Raw genomic sequence first — 17,932 nt, forward strand, 5'->3', positions numbered from 1 at the left:
GAGGCGGCGGGCTTCGCCTCGTACGGCGTCGCGAAGTACGCGGAGGCGCTGGCGGAGTTCCGTGCGGCGCGGCGGATGACCGGCACCGTGGACCTGTGGCCCGTGATGGCCGACTGCGAGCGTGGTATGGGCCGTCCGGAGCGGGCGCTGGCGATGGCCGGTGAGCCCGAGGTGCAGAAGCTGGACCGGGCCGGGCAGGTCGAGATGCGGCTCGTCGCGGCGGGTGCCCGGCGCGACATGGGGCAGGCCGACGCCGCCGTGGTGACGCTGCAGAGCCCCGAGCTGGCTTCCCAGTCCGTACAGCCGTGGACCGCACGGCTGCGCTACGCGTACGCCGACGCGCTGCTGGCCGTCGGACGTGAGGACGAGGCCCGGGAGTGGTTCGCGAAGGCCCTGGAGGCTGATCAGGGCGGGACCACGGACGCCTCCGACCGGCTCGCGGAGCTGGACGGTGTGGAGTTCGTGGATGCGCTCGCCCCTGAGGAGCCCGAGGACGAGCCGGAGCCTGAGAACGAGCCGGAGGCCGAGGACGAGCCGGAGCTGGTCGAGGACGAGTCGGACGTTGAGGGCGAGCCCGCGGGCGAGCCCGAGGCATCCGCCGAGTCGGGCGACCTCAAGAAGGAAGCCGACGCGGGCGACGGCCGCTGAGGGCGGCAGACAGCGAGAGACAGTGAGGGCGGAACCCTGGGACCAGGGGTTCCGCCCTTTCTCGTCAGCGTCAGCGTCAGCGTCAGCGTCAGCCGAGCGCGAGACTCCGCAGGACCAGCCCGGACGCCGGCTTCGGCCCGAAGGAGGTCGACTTGTGCGGCATGGGGATCCCCTGCCGGGCCAGGTCGTGGACGACCCCCTCCCGTACCGGGTGCATCAGGACCGCCGTACCGCCGTGCCGCTCCGCCTGTTCCACGGCCGCCGCCGCGTCGTGGATGTAGCCGATGTGGCTGGGGGTGTCCGGGACCTTCCAGATGCGCTCGAGCAGCACGGAGTGCAGGACCGTGGCGTCGAGGGTGCGCCATGCCTCTGGCCGGTCGGTGGGGATCGTACGGGCCAGGAGCTCCGGATCGGGGCGGTCCAGGAGGAGGAAGCCGCCGTGTCCGGCGAGCAGGAAGGCGTTGCCGGCCCCCGGCTCGTCGGCGGCCTTCGCGAGCGTGGCCAGCGCCTGCGGGAGCGGGCCGTCGACCGGCCGTACGCGGAAGGCGGCGCTCCCCGAGCCGGGCGGGCCAGGAGGCGTACGGTGCGCGTCCGGGGCGCCCAGGGCGGCCAGTGCTTCGGCCGGGGACAGCTGGTGCAGCAGCCGGTGGATGGCCCTGACCCGGAGTGGGTACCGGGCGGTGTCGACGAGCAGGACCAGGCCGAAGTCCCAGGGGCCGGGTCCCGTCCGCTCCTCGCGCAGCCGCAGATACGTGGCCCAGCGGTGGTGCCCGTCGGCGATGAGGGCCTGCCGGTGGCGGAGGTCGGCGGCGATCTGTGCGAGGTCGGCGGGGTCGGTCACCCGCCACAGGTGGTGGCTGAAGCCGTCCTCGGTGGGCGTGGAGAGCAACGGGCGGCCCTGGACGGCGCGTTCGAGGACGGCGGCCGCGCCGGTCACCGAGCCGTCGCTGCGGTAGGCGAGCAGCAGCGGCTCCAGGTTGGCGTCGGTGGCGCGCATCAGGGCGGTGCGGTCCTCGACCACATGCGGCATGACCTCCTCGTGCGGGAGGACCACGCCCTCCTCGCGCGGGCTCAGCCGCAGGGCGCCGATGATTCCCCGCTGGAGCATATGGCCGTCGCGCTGCTCGTAGACGTAGAGCGCGGGCTCGGGGTCCGGGGCGAGTATCCCGTCGGCCTGCCAGCGGCGCAGCGTCTCGGCGGCCTGCCGGTGGCGGTCGGCGGGGGTGTCGGCCTGGGGGAGGATGAGGCGGACGATGTTGTACGGGTCCGCCGTCTCGAGCGCGCGCAGACCGTCGGGGCGCACCACGACGTCGTACGGAGGCGAGGTCACGGCGGCCAGGCTGCCGACCCGCTCCGCGACATAGCGCAATCCCCGGAACGGGGCGAGCTGCAGACCTTGCCCGACAGGCCCTGGAGTGCTCATCAGTGAATGCTATGCCGTTCGGCGCGATGAGCGATGATCGGGGGACAGACGCACATGTATGCGAGGAGCGTGTCCCCCGATGAATCCCCCCGTGACCCAGAACGTCCGGACCCGGCCCGCGGCCAGCGAACGGCCGCTGAGCGCGGCGTACGACACCGCCCTGCTGGACCTCGACGGGGTGGTGTACGCGGGGGGCGAGGCCGTCGAACACGCCGTGGAGTCGCTGGGCACCGCGCGGGACGGCGGGATGCGGCTGGCGTACGTGACCAACAACGCGCTGCGCACGCCGGAGGCGGTGGCGGAGCATCTGACCCGGCTCGGGGTGCCCGCGCAGCCCGAGGACGTGATCACCTCGGCGCAGGCGGTGGCCCGGCTGATCGCCGAGCAGGTCCCGGCCGGGGCCCGGGTGCTGGCGATCGGCGGCGAGGGGCTGCGGGTGGCGCTGCGCGAGCGGGGCCTGGTGCCGGTGGATTCGGCGGACGACGACCCTGAGGCGGTGGTCCAGGGGTACGGCGGGCCCGAGATGCCCTGGGAGCGGCTGGCGGAGGCCGGGTACGCGGTGGGGCGCGGTGTGCCGTGGTACGCCTCCAACGCGGATCTGACGATTCCGAGCGGTCGGGGCATCGCGCCGGGCAATGGCGCGGCGGTGGAGGTCGTACGCATCGTCACGGGCCGTTCCCCGCAGATCGCCGGGAAGCCGCTGCCCCCGATGCACCGGGAGACGATCCTGCGGACCGGGGCGGAGCGGCCGCTGGTGGTCGGGGACCGGATGGACACCGATATCGAGGGCGCGCACGCGGGCGGCGTCGACTCGCTGCTGGTCCTGACCGGGGTGACCACCCCCGCGCAGCTGCTGGCCGCCGAGCCCGAGCACCGGCCGACGTATGTGGACCGTGACTTGCGGGGCCTTCTGACGCCCCAGGCGGCGGTGGAGCCCGCCGGGCCGGCGGATGACGGCGGCTTTCGGTGCGGGGGCTGGCTGGCCCGGGTGCGCCAGGGCGCGCTGGTGCTGGAGGGGGACGGCGGCGACCCGATGGACGGGCTGCGGGCGCTGTGCGCGGCGGCGTGGACCGAGGCCGGGGACGGGGCGTGCGCCGCGGACGCGGGGAAGGCGCTGGCGCGGCTGGGGCTGTGAATGTCTGAAGGCCCCCTCCCGAGGCGTGACAAGGAAGGTTAGGTTAACCTAACCTCAGTTGTGATCGGCCTTGCTGCGAGGTGGAGTTCCGCGTGACCCTGCTCAGTCCGGCGAGAGCCGGGACCGAAACAGCGACCGCGCCACCCGGGCGGCAGGCCGCGCGCCGCGCGGCCGGGCTCGTCGCTTCCCTGGGGGTCCTGCTGGTGGTCGTGGCCGCCAGCGTCGCGATCGGTGCCAAGCCGATTCCGCTCGGTGAGGTCTGGCACGGGCTGTTCCACTACAGCGGCAGCGACACCGATGTGGTGGTCCGGGACGTGCGGGTGCCGCGTACCGTGCTCGGGCTGCTGGTGGGCGTCGCGCTCGGGCTTGCGGGCGCGGTGATCCAGGCGCTCACCCGCAATCCGCTCGCCGACCCGGGGCTGCTCGGGCTGAACGCGGGCGCGTCCGCCGCCGTCGTCACGGCCATCAGCTTTCTGGGCGTCACCTCCCTGACCGGCTATGTGTGGTTCGCGTTCGCCGGCACCGCCGTCGCGTCCGTGCTCGTCTACGCGCTCGGCGGCAGCCGGGGGGCCACACCGGTGCGGCTGGCGCTCGCCGGTACGGCCGTGTACGCGGCGCTCTACGGCTATCTCAACGCCGTTGAGCTGCTGGACACGGCGGCCCTGGACAAGATGCGTTTCTGGACGGTCGGTTCGCTCGCCTCCGCGAACATGACGGTCGTCAAGCAGGTCGCGCCGTTTATCGCCGTCGGCGTGGTCCTCGCCCTGGCGCTCGGCCGGGCGCTGAACGCCGTCGCGCTCGGCGACGACACGGCGCGCGCCCTTGGCACCAACCTCACCCGCACCCGCGTGCTCGCCATGGCCGCCGTCACCCTGCTGTGCGGGGCCGCGACGGCCGCCTGCGGGCCGATCGCGTTCGTCGGCCTGATGGTGCCGCATGTCGTACGGGCGCTCACCGGGCCCGATCTGCGCTGGATCCTGCCGTACGCCGCGGTGCTCTCGCCGGTGCTGCTGCTGGGCGCCGATGTGATCGGCCGGGTCGTGTCGCGGCCCTCGGAGCTGCAGGCCGGGGTCGTCACCACGCTCATCGGCGGGCCCGTCTTCATCTACCTCGTCCGGCGCCGAAGGATGGCCCAGCTGTGAACGCGAGCGCGAGCAACAAGGTCAGGGCCGGGAACGGCGGCGAAAGGGTGCCCAGGGCGCGCGGGGCCACGCTGCGGACCCGGGGCGGGCTCTCGGTGCGGGTGGACGTCCGCGCGGCGCTGACGGGGCTGCTGCTGGCCGCTGTGGCGCTGACCATGAGCGTGGTGCTGATCGGCACCGGTGACTTCTCGATCGCGCCCGGCGACGTCGTACGCACCCTCTTCGGCGGCGGCACCCCGATCGAGCACTTCATCGTCAACGAGGTGCGGCTGCCGCGCGTCCTGGTCGGGCTGCTCGTCGGCGCGGCCCTGGGCCTGGCGGGCGCGCTGTTCCAGAGCGTGTCCCGCAATCCGCTGGGCAGCCCCGACGTGGTCGGTTTCGGGCAGGGTTCGGCGGCCGGGGCGCTCACGGTCGTCGTGCTGTTCAAGGGCGACCCCAACCAGGTCGCGGTCGGCGCCGTCGTCGGCGGCCTGCTGACCGGGCTCGGCGTGTACGCGCTGGCCTGGCGGCGGGGCGTACACGGCTACCGGCTGGTGCTGGTGGGCATCGGTGCGTCCTCGACGCTCACCGCCGTCAACGGCTATCTGCTCACCCAGGCCCATCAGGAGGACGCGGCGCGCGCCATGGTGTGGCTGACCGGCTCGCTGAACGGGCGGGACTGGGCGCAGGTCTGGCCGCTGGCCTGCGCCTGCGCGGTGCTGGTGCCGCTGGTGCTCGGGCACGCCCGGGGCCTGCGGATGCTGGAGATGGGCGACGACAGCGCGTACGCCCTCGGGGTGCGGGTCGAGCGGACGCGGCTGGTGCTGGTCCTCTCGGCCGTCCTGCTGACCGCGGTCGCCACGTCCGCCGCCGGGCCCGTGGCCTTCGTCGCGCTCGTCGCGCCACAGCTGGCCCGCAGGCTCACCCGCGCGACCGGGCCCAACCTGGTGCCCGCGGCCCTGATGGGCGCGGCGCTGCTGATCACCGCCGACTGGTCCGCGCAGCGGCTCTTCGGGGCGGACCAACTGCCGGTGGGGGTGGTCACCGGGGTGCTCGGCGGCTGCTATCTGCTGGGGCTGCTGATCACCGAGCGCCGGGCGGGGCGGATATGACGAGGGACGGACGGTGCGGATGTGACGAGGGGCGACGTGGACGGTAGGGGCGGCATCGACGGCATGGGTGACATGAGCGATATGGGTGGTGCAGGTGGTATGGGTGGCACGGGCGGTGCGGGCGGTATGGGTGGTACCGGCAAGGGTGCCCGGTCGCAGCGGCTCACCGCCGAAGGGCTCACCCTCGCCTACGACCGGCGCACGGTGGCCGAGGGCCTGACCGTCGCCATCCCCGACCACTCCTTCACGGTGATCGTCGGGCCCAACGCGTGCGGCAAGTCCACCCTGCTGCGCGCGCTGTCCCGGATGCTCAAGCCGACCGCCGGGTCGGTGCTGCTGGACGGGCAGGCGATCGGCTCGATGCCCGCCAAGAAGGTCGCCCGCACCCTCGGGCTGCTGCCGCAGTCCTCGATCGCGCCGGACGGCATCACCGTCGCGGACCTGGTCGCCCGCGGCCGCTATCCGCACCAGGGGCTGCTGCGGCAGTGGTCGGAGACGGACGAGCGGATTGTCGGCGAGTCGATGGCGGCGACCGGCGTGGCCGAGCTCGCGGATCGCTATGTCGATGAATTGTCGGGCGGTCAGCGGCAGCGGGTGTGGATCGCCATGGCCATCGCCCAGCAGACCCCGCTGCTGCTCCTCGACGAGCCGACCACCTACCTGGACATCCAGCACCAGATCGATGTGCTCGACCTGTGCGCCCAGCTCCACGAAGAGCAGGGCCGCACCCTCGTCGCCGTCCTCCACGACCTCAACCACGCCGCCCGCTACGCCACCCACCTGATCGCGATGCGCGGCGGGGAGGTCGTCGCCGAGGGCGCGCCCGGGGAGGTGGTGACGGCCGAGCTGGTGGAGCGGGTCTTCGGGCTGCGCTGCCAGGTGATCGACGACCCCGAGACCGGCACCCCGCTGGTGGTGCCCGCCGCCCGGCGGTCCCGTACGCGGACGGATGGGGCGCCGACGAAGGCTATGGCGGCAGAGGCCCCAGGCGCGAAGGCCACGGCCCCGGGCGTGACGGAGGCGCCGGCGACGGAGATGGCCGCGGCTACAGCAGCTTCCGCAGCCGCAGAAGATCGCGGAAGCCGGCCTCCAGCTTGACCCGGCCGCTGCCCCAGGCGCGCGCGAAGTGCAGCTCGCCGTCGACCAGGGCCACCAGGTCGTCGCCGGACATCGTCAGCCGGATCTCGGCGCGCTCGGCGGGCGGGCCGGGCACGGCCGTCACATCCTCTATGCGGCCGTCGGTGAGACGTCCGAAGAAGGTGATGTCGAGGTCGGTGATACGGCAGCTCACCGAGCGATCGAGCGCGGCGGCGCTGCGGAGGTCCCCGTTCGCGCCCGCCAGGTTCTCCGCCAGCTTGTCGAGTGCGCTGCGGCACTCCTCCTTGGTCGCCATCGCGACAGACGGTACCCCAGGTCCCGTACGTCGGAGAATGTGTGGTTCGCGGTAGCGTCGAGACCATGAGTGAGCCGATCGAGGGTGCGCGGCCCGGGCCGAAGCCGGAGCCCGGGGTGGCGGCCGCCGAGGCGGCGGCCGCGGAGTCCATGGCCGAGCCGACGGCGGGGCCGTCTTCCGAACCGCCTTCCGGACCGCCTTCGGAGGCTCCCTCGGGGCCTTCTTCGGAGCTTTCCGCGGAATCGGCGCGTCCGGCGGATCCCGCGCCGCTCGGTGTCACCCGTACGCCCACCGGCGTCGCCGAGATCGACGCGCAGCTGGACCGGCTGGCCGACGCCGACCACCTCGCCGCGAGCGGCCATCTGGAGGTGTACGAGGATGTGCACCGGGGCCTGCGCGACGCGCTGACCGCCCTGGACCGGCGGCCCGGCCCGCCGGCACCTGCACCGCCCGCGCCCGTTTCGTAAGCCGACCCCGCCTCGTAAGCCGACCCGTCCCGTAGACGATCCGCCGCCCCGTAAGCCGACCCGTCCCGCAGACGACCTCGTCTCGTACGACGACAGACGACAGGAGCTGAACCACCCGTGGCTGTGACCCGCCCACGACGCGCACGACTCGACGCTGAGCTGGTGCGCCGCGAGCTGGCCCGCTCGCGCGAGCACGCCGGCCAGCTGATCGCCGCGGGCCGGGTGACCGTCGGCGGGCAGGTCGCGACCAAGCCCGCCACCCAGGTGGAGACCAGTGCGGCCCTCGTGGTCAGGGCGGACGACAGCGACCCGGACTACGTCTCGCGCGGCGGGCACAAGCTCGCGGGCGCGCTGCTGGCCTTCAGCGAGGAGTACCGCCAGGGCGCGGGCGCGGCCGCCGTCGAGGCCGGCCCGGAGAGCGGCGGCCCGGGAGGCGGCGGTCTGAAGGTCACGGGGCGGCGCGCCCTGGACGCGGGGGCGTCCACCGGAGGCTTCACCGATGTCCTGCTGCGCGCCGGCGCCGCCCATGTCCTCGCTGTTGACGTGGGATATGGACAACTCGCGTGGTCTTTGCAGAGCGATGAACGCGTGACCGTCATGGACCGTACGAACGTACGTGAATTGACGCTCGAGCAGATCGGCGGTGACCCCGTGGACCTGGTCGTCGGTGACCTGTCCTTCATCCCGCTGGGGCTGGTGCTGCCCGCCCTGGTGCGCTGTGCCGCGCCCGGGGCCGACCTGGTGCTGATGGTCAAGCCCCAGTTCGAGGTCGGCAAGGAGCGGCTGGGCAGCGGCGGGGTGGTCCGCAGCGCGCAGCTGCGCGCCGAGGCCGTCCGTACGGTCGCGGAGCAGGCGGCGGGGCTGGGTCTTGGAGTCCTGGGGGTCACCGCGAGCCCGTTGCCCGGTCCGGCCGGCAACGTCGAGTACTTTCTGTGGATGCGCGCCGGGGCGCCGGCACTTGACCCGGCCGATGTCGACCGTGCAGTGGCGGAGGGGCCCAGTTGACCACTTCAGAAGCTTCAGCAGCAGCCTCGGCAGCAGCGGAGCGCACCGTATTCCTGCTGGCGCACACCGGCCGCCCCGCGGCCATCCGCAGCGCCGAGCTCGTCGTCCAAGGCCTGCTGCGCTGCGGCATCGGGGTGCGGGTGCTGGCCGCGGAGGCCGCCGACCTGCCGCTGCCCGCCGCGGTCGAGCTGGTCGACGTGGGACCGGACGTCCTGGACGGCTGCGAGCTGCTGATCGTCCTCGGCGGTGACGGCACGCTGCTGCGCGGCGCGGAGTTCTCGCGGATCTCCGGGGTGCCGATGCTCGGCGTCAACCTGGGCCGGGTCGGCTTCCTCGCCGAGGCGGAGCGCGACGACCTGGACAAGGTCGTGGACCGGGTCGTGACCCGCAGTTACGAGGTCGAAGAGCGGATGACCATCGATGTGCTGGTGCGCACCGACGGGCAGATCGTGCACACCGACTGGGCGCTGAACGAGGCGTCGGTCGAGAAGGCCGCGCGCGAGCGCCTGCTGGAGGTCGTCACCGAGGTCGACGGCCGCCCCGTCTCCCGCTTCGGCGGCGACGGCGTCGTCTGCGCGACCCCGACCGGCTCGACGGCCTACGCCTTCTCGGCGGGCGGGCCCGTGGTGTGGCCCGAGGTCGAGGCGCTGCTGATGGTCCCCATCAGCGCGCACGCCCTTTTCGCCAAGCCGCTGGTCACCTCGCCGCGCTCGGTGCTCGCCGTGGAGGTGCAGCCGCAGACCCCGCACGGGGTGCTGTGGTGCGACGGGCGGCGCACCGTCGAACTGCCCGCGGGCGCGCGGGTGGAGGTGCGGCGGGGGGCGGTGCCGGTGCGGCTGGCGCGGCTGCACCACGCGTCGTTCACGGACCGGCTGGTGGCGAAGTTCGCCCTCCCGGTCGCGGGCTGGCGCGGCGCGCCGCACTAGAAGGCTCAAGGAGATCTTGGTGAGGGGCTGTCCGGCTGGTGTGGGCCGGGTGGCCCCTCGGCTGTCGGTGTGGGGAAGTGGGGCAGGACGTCTTCGGCGAGCTCGTGCAGCACCTCATCGACGGGCCGGTCGTTGGGCCGCAGGTTGAATGAGACATGGGCGACGCCGAGCGTGGCCATCGTCTCCAGGTGGTCGACCAGGGCCTTCCGCCCGGTGCTGAGGCCCAGCCGGATGGGGTGGGCCGGGGCGTCGGCGTCGCTCTGGAGGGCCAGCACCATGGGGGTGAGGTACGGCTTGCTGCCGTCCCCGGTGCGCTGCTGCCACTCACGGCTCTTCAGCCGCAGCGCACCCAGGTCACGCGGGTAGTTGAGCGAGGCATCGGCGTGCTCGGCGATCCACTCGGGGGTCTGCTGAGCGCCGCCGGCGATGGCGATCGGGATCCCCGCCGTATTGACCGGCTTGGGCAGGACCTCCAGCTGTCGGTCCGCGCCGAGGCCGGCCCGGGGCAGTTCCAGAGGGCCGCTGCGCCAGGCGGCGCGCAGGGCCTCGACGCCGTCCCGGAAAGCCGTGCCGCGAGCGTGGAAGTCGCGTCCGAACAGCGGGTATTCCACGGGGCGGTCGCCGCTGGCCAGGCCGAGCAGCATGCGGCCGCCCGACAGGACGTCCACGGTGGCTGCCGCCTTGGCGACCAGCAAGGGTTCGCGCAGGGGCAGCACGATCGCGCCGGTGCCGAGAGTGACGTTCTCGGTGACGGCGGCAAGGTGGCCGAGGTGGGTGAACGTCTCGAAGACCGTTCCGGCGTCGCCGAACTGCACGGGGTCGTACAGCGGCACGTCACGCAGCCACAGGGCGGCGAAGCCGAGCTGGTCGGCCAGTCGCGCGAGCCGGGTGTGCTCGGTCAGGTCGGGGACACCGAAGGGGCGGCCGGCCTCGCGGTCGGCGCGCCGGCGTGCCGGCCCCCAGTCGTTGTCGAGGGGGAGTTCCAGTCCGAGGGTGAGCCGTCCGCCGACGGGGGCCAGCTTGGCGAGTGCGGGGTGGGGGGAGGCCATGACGTGTCCTTCCGGGGCGGATACGGGGGCTCCGTGCCGGGTGACCTGCCCGGAACGGAGCGGGAGGGGAGAATCCGGCTCAGTTGAGCTCGTCGGGGTGGGGGCCGGTGCGCAGACCGCGGTCGAGCGCGGCCACGGCCCGCATCTCCTCATCCGTGAGGGCGAAGTCGAAGACGTCGAAGTTCTCGCGGATCCGGGCCGGGGTCACCGACTTGGGGATCACGATGTTGCCGAGCTGCAGGTGCCAGCGGAGGACGACCTGGGCGGGGGACTTGCCGTACTTGGCGGCCATGTCACCAATGACGGGCTCGTCGAGCACCGCGCCCTGGGCAAGCGGGCTCCATGCCTCGGTGGCGATCTTGCGGTCGGTGTGGAACGTGCGCAGCTCGGCCTGTTGCAGGCCGGGGTGCAGCTCGATCTGGTTGACGACCGGGGTCAGCGTCGCGCCGTCCAGCAGCCGCAGCAGGTGGCCCGGCTGGAAGTTGGAGACACCGGCGGCGCGGATGCGCCCCTCGGCGGCGAGGCGTTCCAGGGCTCGCCAGGAGTCGCGGTACAGGTCGCGGGCGGGGGTCGGCCAGTGGATCAGGTAGAGGTCGACGTGGTCGAGGCCGAGCTTGCCGAGGCTGGCCTCGAAGGCGCGCAGAGTGGCGTCGTAGCCCTGGTCGGCGTTCCACAGCTTGGTGGTGATGAACAGGTCCTCGCGGGGCAGGCCGGATGCGGCGAGGGCGCGGCCGACTCCGGTCTCGTTGCCGTAGATCGCGGCGGTGTCGATGCTGCGGTAGCCGGTCTCCAGCGCGGCGGTGACGGCGGCGGTGGTCTGGTCGTCGGGGACCTGGAAGACGCCGAAGCCGAGCTGGGGGATCTCGACGCCGTTGTTGAGCGTGACGGTGGGGACGGTGGAGGGTGCCATGGTGCGGGTGCTCCTTCAGGCGGTACGCGGGGTGAGGGTGTAGCGGACGGTCTGGGCACTGATGAGGCCGTCGCGGAAGACGAAGGTGTCGACGCCGTCGGTGGCCTGGTGGGTGGCGCTGGTGGCGGTCCACTGCAGGAACAGCACGTTCCCGGCGAACTGCGGGGTCAGTTGCCAGTCGGCGTCGGGCAGGTCGGCCAGCAGGCGGCCGATGCCGTCCTTCACGCCCTGACGTCCCCTCAGGACACCTTCGGGGGTGATCAGGACGGCGTCCTCGGTGTAGTTCTGGCTGATCAGGTCGAGGTTGCCGGTGCCGAGACGATTGCCGTGGTCGGCGAAGACCGCTTGCGGGGTGCGGGGCATCAGGAAAGCTTCTCCAGTGCGGTGGTGGCGAAGGAGTGGTCCTGCTCGGGTGCGCCGCCGCCGATGCCGATCGCGCCGATCAGGTGGCCGTCGCGGCGGAAGGCGAGCAGATGCCCGCCGGCGTCCAGGGCGGTGACGCTGACCGGGATCCCGGCCCCTCCGGCGGCGGCGCGGGCGGCCGCGATCAGGGCCTCGGCGTCCGCGCTGGTGAGCGGGGTTACGGCGGTCGTGCTCATGGTGCTTCTCCTGGGGGTGAAGTGATGGGGGGAGTCAGTGGTGGACGGGGGTGCGGGCGGCAGCGGCGACGGGCTCACGCGCGTGGTCGCGGCGCTCGAGGGCGGCGGACCAGAAGGCCAGGACGAGAGCCGCGGCGGCGAGGAGGGCACCGACCCAGTTCGGGGAGGTGTAGCCCAAGTCGGCGGCGATGACGATGCCGCCGAGCCAGGCGGAGAGGGCGTTGCCGAGGTTGAACGCGCCGATGTTGACGGCGGAGGCCAGGGTGGGTGCGCCGTGGGCCTGGTCCAGGACGCGCTTCTGCAGCGGGGGGACGGTGGCGAAGCCGAGCGCCCCGACCAGGAAGATGGTCGCCGCGGCGAGGATCTTGTGGTGGGCGGTGAGGGTGAACAGCGCCAGCACGACGGCCAGCCCGCCGAGGGTGGTGTACAGCATGGGCATCAGCTTGCGGTCGGCGTAGCGGCCGCCGAGCAGGTTGCCGAGGAACATGCCGACGCCGAAGAGCACCAGCAGCCAGGTGACCGCTCCGTCGGAGTAGCCGGCGACGTGGGTCATCATCGGGGCGATGTAGGTGATCGCGGCGAAGACACCGCCGAAGCCGAGCACGGTCATCGCCATCGCGAGCAGCACCTGCGGGTTACGGAACGCGGTCAGCTCCCGGCGCAGGTGGGCGCCCTCGGGCCGGGGCACGGCAGGCACCAGCTTGGCGATGCCGAACAGTCCGATCACGCCGAGAGCGGCAACGATGACAAAGGTGGTGCGCCAGCCCGTGGCCTGTCCGATGAAGGTGCCCAGGGGCACGCCGACGATGTTGGCGATGGTCAGCCCGGTGAACATGGTGGCGATGGCGCCGGCCTTCTTCTCCGGGGCGACCAGATCGGCGGCGACGACGGAACCTATGCCGAAGAACGAACCGTGGGCGAGGGAGGCGACCACGCGGCCGGTCAGCATCAGCCCGAAGTTGGGGGCGACGGCGGAGAGCACGTTGCCGAGCACGAACAGCCCCATGAGCAGCATGAGCATCTGCTTGCGACTGACCTTGGCGCCGAGCACCGTCAGCAGCGGCGCGCCGACGACGACGCCGAGGGCGTAGCCGGTGACCAGCAGGCCCGCGGTGGGGATGGAGACGCCGTAGTCGGCGGCGATCTCAGGCAGCAGGCCCATGATCACGAATTCGGTGGTGCCGATACCGAAGGCTCCGACAGCCAGGGCGAGGAGTGCGAGAGGCATGGGCTCGGCCCTTCTGCGTTTACTTGAACGAGCTCCTTGCATGCCCACACAATAGTTGCACGCACGCTATAAGTGCAAGCGCGGATAGTTTGCGCGTGCAGGGGTGGGGGAGGGGGTGTCCTCGTTCGGTCTCGCGGTGGCCGCTGGTCCTGGCCGGCTAAACCGCCTGCGACGGATGCGGTTCTCGACGCGGTACTGCCCCTGCCCGTATCGGCCCTGCGGCGATCGCGGGCGGGCACGGCGTGACGAAGGACCTGTCGTGCCGGTGCGGCGCCTGGCCGCTCAGGGCCCGTGGCACGGCCGGCCCGGCGGCCGGAAGTCGCTCGCCGCGACATGGCTCAAGGGCGTGCCAAGGCTGAGCCGGCAGGTGTTCCTCCCCGCCCGGTGGGGCCGCCGGGGTGAGCTGCGCGACATGGTTATCGCCCGATCGGCGGCTATGTGGTCCCATGCCTGGCGCGCTGCTGGGACCGGTCGCGTGGGAAGGCGGCCGGGTTGTTCGGGTCTACTGGCGTCGCGGCGGAACGGTCACCGCTTCCACCGCCTCGACCAGCGAGGACAGCTCGGGGTTCTTGGCGGCTTCGTCGAGAGCTTCCCGGAGGGCGGCGTCGTTGGTCGGCCGGGCTTCTTCCAGGAGTTTCAGGCCGGCTTCGGTGACGTTGGTGTAGATGCCGCGACGGTCGGTCGGGCACAGGTACCGGGAGAGCAGGTTGCGGTCTTCGAGGCGGGTGACCAGGCGGGTTGTGGCGCTCTGGCTGAGCACGACCGCGTCGGCGACCTGCTTCATCTGGAGATGCCCGCCTACGCCGTCGTGCTGGCGGCTGAGTACGTCGAGCAGTGAGTACTCCCGAACGCTCAGGTCGTGCTTGGACTGCAGGGCGCGCTCGGTGTGCGCCTCGATCTTGCCGTGCAGGAGGGAAAGGGCGGCCCATCCGTTGGCGAGGGCGGTGAGCGCCGGGTCCGTGGCGGTCATGGGTCCAGGTCTCCTTCCAGGTATGGCTGGAGTACAGGATAGCCGTGGGATTAAAATATTGGATGGAGCCAATATAGCGCTAACGCAAGCATCCAGCCGCGGGGTGGCTCTGACTCCACGGGCGGCCCGTTTCGGCGCGAGGCTCAAGATATGGCGCGCTTGCATTTAATGCGCGCCTGCAAGTAATATGTGCGTACGCAAAGCCGACGCGCCCGTGGCTGCTCGCCAGTATCGGGACTCGCATGCCTCTCATGGGGAACCCGCGGGGGAGAGCGTTGTCCATCATGTCCGGCCGTGCCCAGAGAGCCTCGACGGCAAAGTGGGACGGCGGCTCCTCGGCCGGTCAGCTCCGGCGGGTGCACAAGGCCGAGCGGTCAGTTTCATCACATACCCACAGGGCTGTTCGGCCTCTGGGTACCCATCTGAAAGGGCATCACTATGCCGCTCAAGGACATCATCCCGGGCCGGATCGGCTACGGCGCTGCTCCTCTTGGCAACATGTTCCGGGCCGTCCCCGACGACCAGGCGCAGGCCACCCTCCAGGCGGCCTGGGACCAGGGCATCCGTTACTACGACACCGCGCCGTTCTACGGCGCCGGCCTCTCCGAGCTGCGCCTCGGTGAGTTCCTGGCCGACAGGCCCCGTGACTCCTACGTACTGTCCACCAAGGTCGGCCGCGTCATCCTCGACGAGACAGAGGAAGGCGCCCGCGACCTCGGTGAGAAGGGCGGAGTCTTCGAGAACGGCCTGAGGAACAAGATGGTCCATGAGTGGACCGCTGAGGCCACCGAGCGTTCCATCGAGGACTCCCTGAAGCGCCTGCGCACCGACCGTCTCGACGTCGTGTGGGTGCATGACATCGCTCAGGACTTCCACGGTGACCTGTGGCTCCAGAAGTTCGAAGAGGCCCGCACCGGAGCCTTCCGTGTCCTCGGCCGCCTGCGTGACGAGGGAGTCATCAAGGCCTGGGGTCTCGGTGTCAACAAGACCGAGCCGATCGAGCTGACGCTCGCACTGGACGAGCCCCGCCCGGACGGCTTCCTCCTCGCCGGCCGCTACACGTTGCTCGACCACGAGCACGCCCTGGAGCGTGTCCTGCCCATGGCCCAGGAGGCAGGCGCCGGCATGGTTGTGGGAGGCCCCTACAGCTCGGGCGTCCTCGCGGGCGGCAAGCACTTCGAGTACCAGCCCGCCTCGAAGGAGATCCTCGCCAAGGTCGACACGCTGAAGGCGCTGGCCGACAAGCACGGCGTCAGCATCAAGGCCGCGGCTCTGCAGTTCTCCCTGGCGCATCCGGTGACCACCGCCGTCGTACCGGGGGCGACCAAGCCGAGCCGTATCGGCGAGGACCTTGCTGCCCTCAACGAGACCATCCCGGCGGCGTTCTGGGCAGAGCTGCGCGCCTCGGGGCTGGTCTCCGACAAGGCCCCTCTGCCCCAGAGCGCCTGAGCATCGGCCGGCGCCCCAACACTTCCAGGCCCCCCCGACGGGGCGCCGACGACGGGCTCGGTCCGGAGACTGGGCGCCCCGTAGGAGGAACCCGCCGTCGCATCGAGGCCGCGAAACCTCGTATGGTCGTGGTCGTGCTGGAGGAGATGCGGATACGTGCGCTGGGTGTCATCGACGACGCCGTCGTCGAACTGTCGCCCGGCTTCACCGCGGTGACCGGTGAGACCGGAGCGGGTAAGACCATGGTCGTCACCAGTCTCGGCCTGCTGCTGGGCGGGCGGGCCGACGCGGCCCTGGTGCGGATCGGCGCCAAGGCGGCGGTCGTCGAGGGCCGGATCACCGTCGACGGGCGGTCGGCGGTGGCCGTCCGGGCCGAGGAGGCGGGCGCCGAACTCGACGACGGCGCGCTGCTGATCAGCCGTACGGTCTCCGCCGAAGGCCGTTCCCGCGCCCATGTGGGCGGCCGCTCGGTGCCCGTGGGGCTGCTGGGCGAGCTGGCGGACGACCTGGTGGCCGTGCACGGCCAGACCGACCAGCAGGGGCTGCTGCGCCCGGCCCGGCAGCGGCAGGCCCTGGACCGGTACGCGGGAGCCGCGGTCGCCGGGCCGCTGGAGAAGTACGGGGCCGCCTACCGGCGGCTGCGCGCGGTCGCCGCCGAGCTGGACGAGCTGACCACCCGGGCGCGGGAGCGGGCGCAGGAGGCCGATCTGCTGCGCTTCGGCCTCGAGGAGATCGCCGCGGCCGAACCGCTGCCCGGGGAGGACACCGAGCTCGCCGCCGAGGCGGAGCGCCTGGGCCACGCCGAAGCCCTCGCCTCCGCCGCCACCGCCGCGCACGCCGCGCTGGCCGGGCACCCGGAGGACCCCGAGGGCGTGGACGCGGCCAGTTTGGTCGCGGGCGCGCACCGGGCGCTGGAGGGCGTCCGCTCCCACGACCCGAAGCTCGCCGCGCTCGCCGACCGGATCGCCGAGGTCGGCATCCTGATGTCCGATGTGGCCGGGGAGCTCGCGGGCTACGCGGACGATCTGGACGCCGACCCACGGCGGCTGGCGGTCGTCGAGGAGCGCCGGGCCGCGCTGTCCCATCTGACCCGCAAGTACGGCCAGGGCATCGCGGACGTGCTGGCCTGGGCGGAGCAGGGCGCGGCGCGGCTGGCCGAACTGGACGGCGACGACGACCGTATCGGCGAGCTGACCGCCGAGCGCGACGCGCTCCGCGCCGAACTGGGCGAGCTCGCGCAGGCGCTCTCCGACGCCCGTACGGAGGCGGCGGCGCGCTTCGCCGACGCGGTCACCGCGGAGCTGGCCTCGCTCGCGATGCCGCACGCCCGGGTGACCTTCGCGATCAGCCAGAGCGAGGCCGCGGAGGAGACGGCGGGCATCGAGGTGGGCGGCCGCGCGGTGCTGTTCGGACCGCATGGAGCCGACGAGGTCGAGCTGCTGCTCGCCCCCCACCCGGGCGCCCCGCCCCGGCCGATCGCCAAGGGGGCGTCGGGCGGTGAGCTGTCCCGGGTGATGCTCGCGGTGGAGGTGGTCTTCGCGGGCTCGGACCCCGTGCCGACTTATCTCTTCGACGAGGTGGACCAGGGCGTCGGCGGCAAGGCGGCGGTCGAGGTGGGTCGGCGCCTTGCCAAGCTCGCCCGGACCGCGCAGGTCGTGGTCGTCACCCATCTGCCCCAGGTCGCGGCCTTCGCCGACCGGCACTTGGTGGTGGAGAAGACCAACGACGGGGCGGTCACGCGCAGCGGTGTGAAGGCGATGGAGGGCGAGGACCGGGTACGGGAGCTGTCGCGCATGCTGGCGGGCCAGGAGGACTCCGAACTCGCCCGCGCCCACGCGGAAGAACTCCTGGAGACGGCGCGGGCGACGCGCTGACTGTCGGTCGCGGGTCCGCCCGGGGGCCGCGAGTCCGGGCCGGGCCGCCCGCGCCGCAGGGGCCCGAGGGCGTTCCGGTGTTCGGTGCTGTCCTCCGTATGGGTGAATCCGCGGAGGTACGGGCGAGCCGACGGCGGGCCCGGTGCGGGGCCGTGGCGGTGGGGGCGGCCTGAAGACTGGCATCCTGGGCGGGGGCGCACCCGTGCCGCCGCGCGCCGACGACCCCACGCCCGAACGCCGTCCTCTCAGGAGCCTTTCCCGCGTGAGCAGCACCGTGAGCAGCACACCGGCCCCGCCGCCCGGGAACCCGCCCGGGAACCCGCACGGGCAGCCGCCCCTGCACGCCCTCCAAGTGCTCGGTGGCGGCAGTTCTGGCAGTGGGGTGCATGTCCGGTCGCTGACGGCCGGGTTGGTGGCGCGCGGGCTGCGGGTGACGGTGTGCGGGCCGTGGCGGGCGGAGCGGGGATACGGGTTCACGCAGGCGGGCGCGTGGTTCGCCGGACTGGACCCCCGTACGAACGCGGGGGCCGTCGCGACGCTGCGGGCGGCCGGCGCCGGGGCGGGTCTTGTTCATGCGCATGGGCTGCGGTCCGGGCTGCTGGCCGTGCTGGCGCTGCACGGCC

At 72.6% G+C, this 17,932-nt stretch carries 18 protein-coding genes and 1 pseudogene; 11 read left to right on the top strand and 8 right to left on the bottom strand.

The genetic code is table 11. The features are described from left to right. Positions 1–648 (top strand): tetratricopeptide repeat protein (locus CCN51_RS01775; protein ID WP_107425891.1); only part of this gene is annotated, 648 nt, incomplete at its 5' end. Between the two features lie 88 nt (positions 649–736). On the opposite strand, the gene CCN51_RS01780 is transcribed toward CCN51_RS01775, so the two are convergent. After that, on the bottom strand, positions 737–2,071 hold the full coding sequence (locus tag CCN51_RS01780; protein WP_043487890.1) for a DUF1015 domain-containing protein: 1,335 nt from the start codon (positions 2,069–2,071) through the stop codon (positions 737–739). A 79-nt stretch (positions 2,072–2,150) separates the two neighbouring features. Here CCN51_RS01780 and CCN51_RS01785 point away from each other — a divergent pair, with 79 nt between their 5' ends. The 4 genes from CCN51_RS01785 (at position 2,151) to CCN51_RS01800 (ending at position 6,537) form a co-directional block, all read left to right on the top strand. Continuing rightward, positions 2,151–3,206 carry an HAD-IIA family hydrolase gene (locus tag CCN51_RS01785; RefSeq protein WP_014180784.1) on the top strand — a complete coding sequence of 352 codons (1,056 nt, stop codon included), beginning with the start codon at positions 2,151–2,153 and terminating at the stop codon, positions 3,204–3,206. Positions 3,207–3,298: 92 nt separating this feature from the next. Further along, complete coding sequence (locus tag CCN51_RS01790) at positions 3,299–4,348, top strand: FecCD family ABC transporter permease (protein ID WP_014180785.1); 1,050 nt, start codon at positions 3,299–3,301, stop codon at positions 4,346–4,348. 47 nt (positions 4,349–4,395) lie between these two features. After that, positions 4,396–5,439 carry a FecCD family ABC transporter permease gene (locus tag CCN51_RS01795; protein WP_043492102.1) on the top strand — a complete coding sequence of 348 codons (1,044 nt, stop codon included), beginning with the start codon at positions 4,396–4,398 and terminating at the stop codon, positions 5,437–5,439. A 99-nt stretch (positions 5,440–5,538) separates the two neighbouring features. Beyond that, positions 5,539–6,537 (top strand): ABC transporter ATP-binding protein, encoded by a 999-nt coding sequence (locus tag CCN51_RS01800; protein WP_014180787.1) that lies wholly within the window; start codon positions 5,539–5,541, stop codon positions 6,535–6,537. Here the strand turns inward: CCN51_RS01800 and CCN51_RS01805 are convergent. Next, positions 6,485–6,832 (bottom strand): sterol-binding protein, encoded by a 348-nt coding sequence (locus tag CCN51_RS01805; RefSeq protein ID WP_014180788.1) that lies wholly within the window; start codon positions 6,830–6,832, stop codon positions 6,485–6,487. The genes CCN51_RS01800 and CCN51_RS01805 overlap by 53 nt on opposite strands. A gap of 65 nt (positions 6,833–6,897) precedes the next feature. Here CCN51_RS01805 and CCN51_RS01810 point away from each other — a divergent pair, with 65 nt between their 5' ends. The 3 genes from CCN51_RS01810 (at position 6,898) to CCN51_RS01820 (ending at position 9,230) form a co-directional block, all read left to right on the top strand. After that, positions 6,898–7,299, top strand: coding sequence for a hypothetical protein (locus CCN51_RS01810; protein ID WP_078610701.1), 402 nt, complete (start codon positions 6,898–6,900; stop codon positions 7,297–7,299). A gap of 123 nt (positions 7,300–7,422) precedes the next feature. Continuing rightward, positions 7,423–8,304, top strand: coding sequence for a TlyA family RNA methyltransferase (locus CCN51_RS01815; RefSeq protein WP_043492107.1), 882 nt, complete (start codon positions 7,423–7,425; stop codon positions 8,302–8,304). Then, the gene (locus CCN51_RS01820) at positions 8,301–9,230 is read left to right on the top strand and encodes an NAD kinase (protein ID WP_014180791.1); all 930 of its coding nucleotides are present in this window, start codon (positions 8,301–8,303) and stop codon (positions 9,228–9,230) included. Before CCN51_RS01815 ends, CCN51_RS01820 begins: the two co-directional genes overlap by 4 nt. A 5-nt stretch (positions 9,231–9,235) precedes the next feature. On the opposite strand, the gene CCN51_RS01825 is transcribed toward CCN51_RS01820, so the two are convergent. The 6 genes from CCN51_RS01825 to CCN51_RS01850 form a co-directional block, all read right to left on the bottom strand. After that, positions 9,236–10,279 (bottom strand): TIGR03571 family LLM class oxidoreductase, encoded by a 1,044-nt coding sequence (locus CCN51_RS01825; RefSeq protein WP_014180792.1) that lies wholly within the window; start codon positions 10,277–10,279, stop codon positions 9,236–9,238. Between the two features lie 79 nt (positions 10,280–10,358). Then, on the bottom strand, positions 10,359–11,189 hold the full coding sequence (locus tag CCN51_RS01830) for an aldo/keto reductase (protein WP_014180793.1): 831 nt from the start codon (positions 11,187–11,189) through the stop codon (positions 10,359–10,361). Positions 11,190–11,204: 15 nt separating this feature from the next. Next, positions 11,205–11,552: a nuclear transport factor 2 family protein gene (locus CCN51_RS01835; protein WP_014180794.1), complete on the bottom strand. Its 348-nt coding sequence runs from the start codon at positions 11,550–11,552 to the stop codon at positions 11,205–11,207. Then, entirely contained in the window at positions 11,552–11,788 is a 237-nt protein-coding gene (locus tag CCN51_RS01840) for a heme-binding protein (RefSeq protein WP_014180795.1), read from the bottom strand. Before CCN51_RS01840 ends, CCN51_RS01835 begins: the two co-directional genes overlap by 1 nt. Before the next feature lie 34 nt (positions 11,789–11,822). Beyond that, entirely contained in the window at positions 11,823–13,016 is a 1,194-nt protein-coding gene (locus tag CCN51_RS01845) for an MFS transporter (protein ID WP_014180796.1), read from the bottom strand. 502 nt (positions 13,017–13,518) lie between these two features. Then, the gene (locus CCN51_RS01850; protein WP_014180797.1) at positions 13,519–13,986 is read right to left on the bottom strand and encodes a MarR family winged helix-turn-helix transcriptional regulator; all 468 of its coding nucleotides are present in this window, start codon (positions 13,984–13,986) and stop codon (positions 13,519–13,521) included. A 438-nt stretch (positions 13,987–14,424) separates the two neighbouring features. On the opposite strand from CCN51_RS01850, the gene CCN51_RS01855 reads away from it, so the two are divergent. From CCN51_RS01855 to CCN51_RS01865, 3 genes and pseudogenes are all read left to right on the top strand, one after another. Further along, positions 14,425–15,435: an aldo/keto reductase gene (locus CCN51_RS01855; RefSeq protein ID WP_014180798.1), complete on the top strand. Its 1,011-nt coding sequence runs from the start codon at positions 14,425–14,427 to the stop codon at positions 15,433–15,435. 122 nt (positions 15,436–15,557) lie between these two features. Continuing rightward, positions 15,558–17,309: a DNA repair protein RecN gene (gene recN, locus CCN51_RS01860; RefSeq protein ID WP_014180799.1), complete on the top strand. Its 1,752-nt coding sequence runs from the start codon at positions 15,558–15,560 to the stop codon at positions 17,307–17,309. A gap of 262 nt (positions 17,310–17,571) precedes the next feature. Beyond that, positions 17,572–17,932 (top strand): annotated as a pseudogene (locus CCN51_RS01865) (glycosyltransferase family 1 protein); the annotation flags it as partial.

Source organism: Streptomyces milbemycinicus, from assembly GCF_002154605.1.
GTDB classification, from domain to species: domain Bacteria; phylum Actinomycetota; class Actinomycetes; order Streptomycetales; family Streptomycetaceae; genus Streptomyces; species Streptomyces milbemycinicus.

Bases quoted from the DNA above. Each gene is read 5' to 3' on its own strand.
- CCN51_RS01810 (WP_078610701.1), top strand. From the start codon at position 6,898: ATGAGTGAGCCGATCGAGGGTGCGCGGCCCGGGCCGAAGCCGGAGCCC.
- CCN51_RS01850 (WP_014180797.1), bottom strand. From the start codon at position 13,986: ATGACCGCCACGGACCCGGCGCTCACCGCCCTCGCCAACGGATGGGCC.
- CCN51_RS01800 (WP_014180787.1), top strand. From the start codon at position 5,539: ATGGGTGGCACGGGCGGTGCGGGCGGTATGGGTGGTACCGGCAAGGGT.
- CCN51_RS01785 (WP_014180784.1), top strand. From the start codon at position 2,151: ATGAATCCCCCCGTGACCCAGAACGTCCGGACCCGGCCCGCGGCCAGC.
- CCN51_RS01845 (WP_014180796.1), bottom strand. From the start codon at position 13,016: ATGCCTCTCGCACTCCTCGCCCTGGCTGTCGGAGCCTTCGGTATCGGC.
- CCN51_RS01805 (WP_014180788.1), bottom strand. From the start codon at position 6,832: ATGGCGACCAAGGAGGAGTGCCGCAGCGCACTCGACAAGCTGGCGGAG.
- CCN51_RS01780 (WP_043487890.1), bottom strand. From the start codon at position 2,071: ATGAGCACTCCAGGGCCTGTCGGGCAAGGTCTGCAGCTCGCCCCGTTC.
- CCN51_RS01840 (WP_014180795.1), bottom strand. From the start codon at position 11,788: ATGAGCACGACCGCCGTAACCCCGCTCACCAGCGCGGACGCCGAGGCC.
- CCN51_RS01825 (WP_014180792.1), bottom strand. From the start codon at position 10,279: ATGGCCTCCCCCCACCCCGCACTCGCCAAGCTGGCCCCCGTCGGCGGA.
- CCN51_RS01830 (WP_014180793.1), bottom strand. From the start codon at position 11,189: ATGGCACCCTCCACCGTCCCCACCGTCACGCTCAACAACGGCGTCGAG.
- recN (WP_014180799.1), top strand. From the start codon at position 15,558: ATGGTCGTGGTCGTGCTGGAGGAGATGCGGATACGTGCGCTGGGTGTC.
- CCN51_RS01855 (WP_014180798.1), top strand. From the start codon at position 14,425: ATGCCGCTCAAGGACATCATCCCGGGCCGGATCGGCTACGGCGCTGCT.
- CCN51_RS01835 (WP_014180794.1), bottom strand. From the start codon at position 11,552: ATGCCCCGCACCCCGCAAGCGGTCTTCGCCGACCACGGCAATCGTCTC.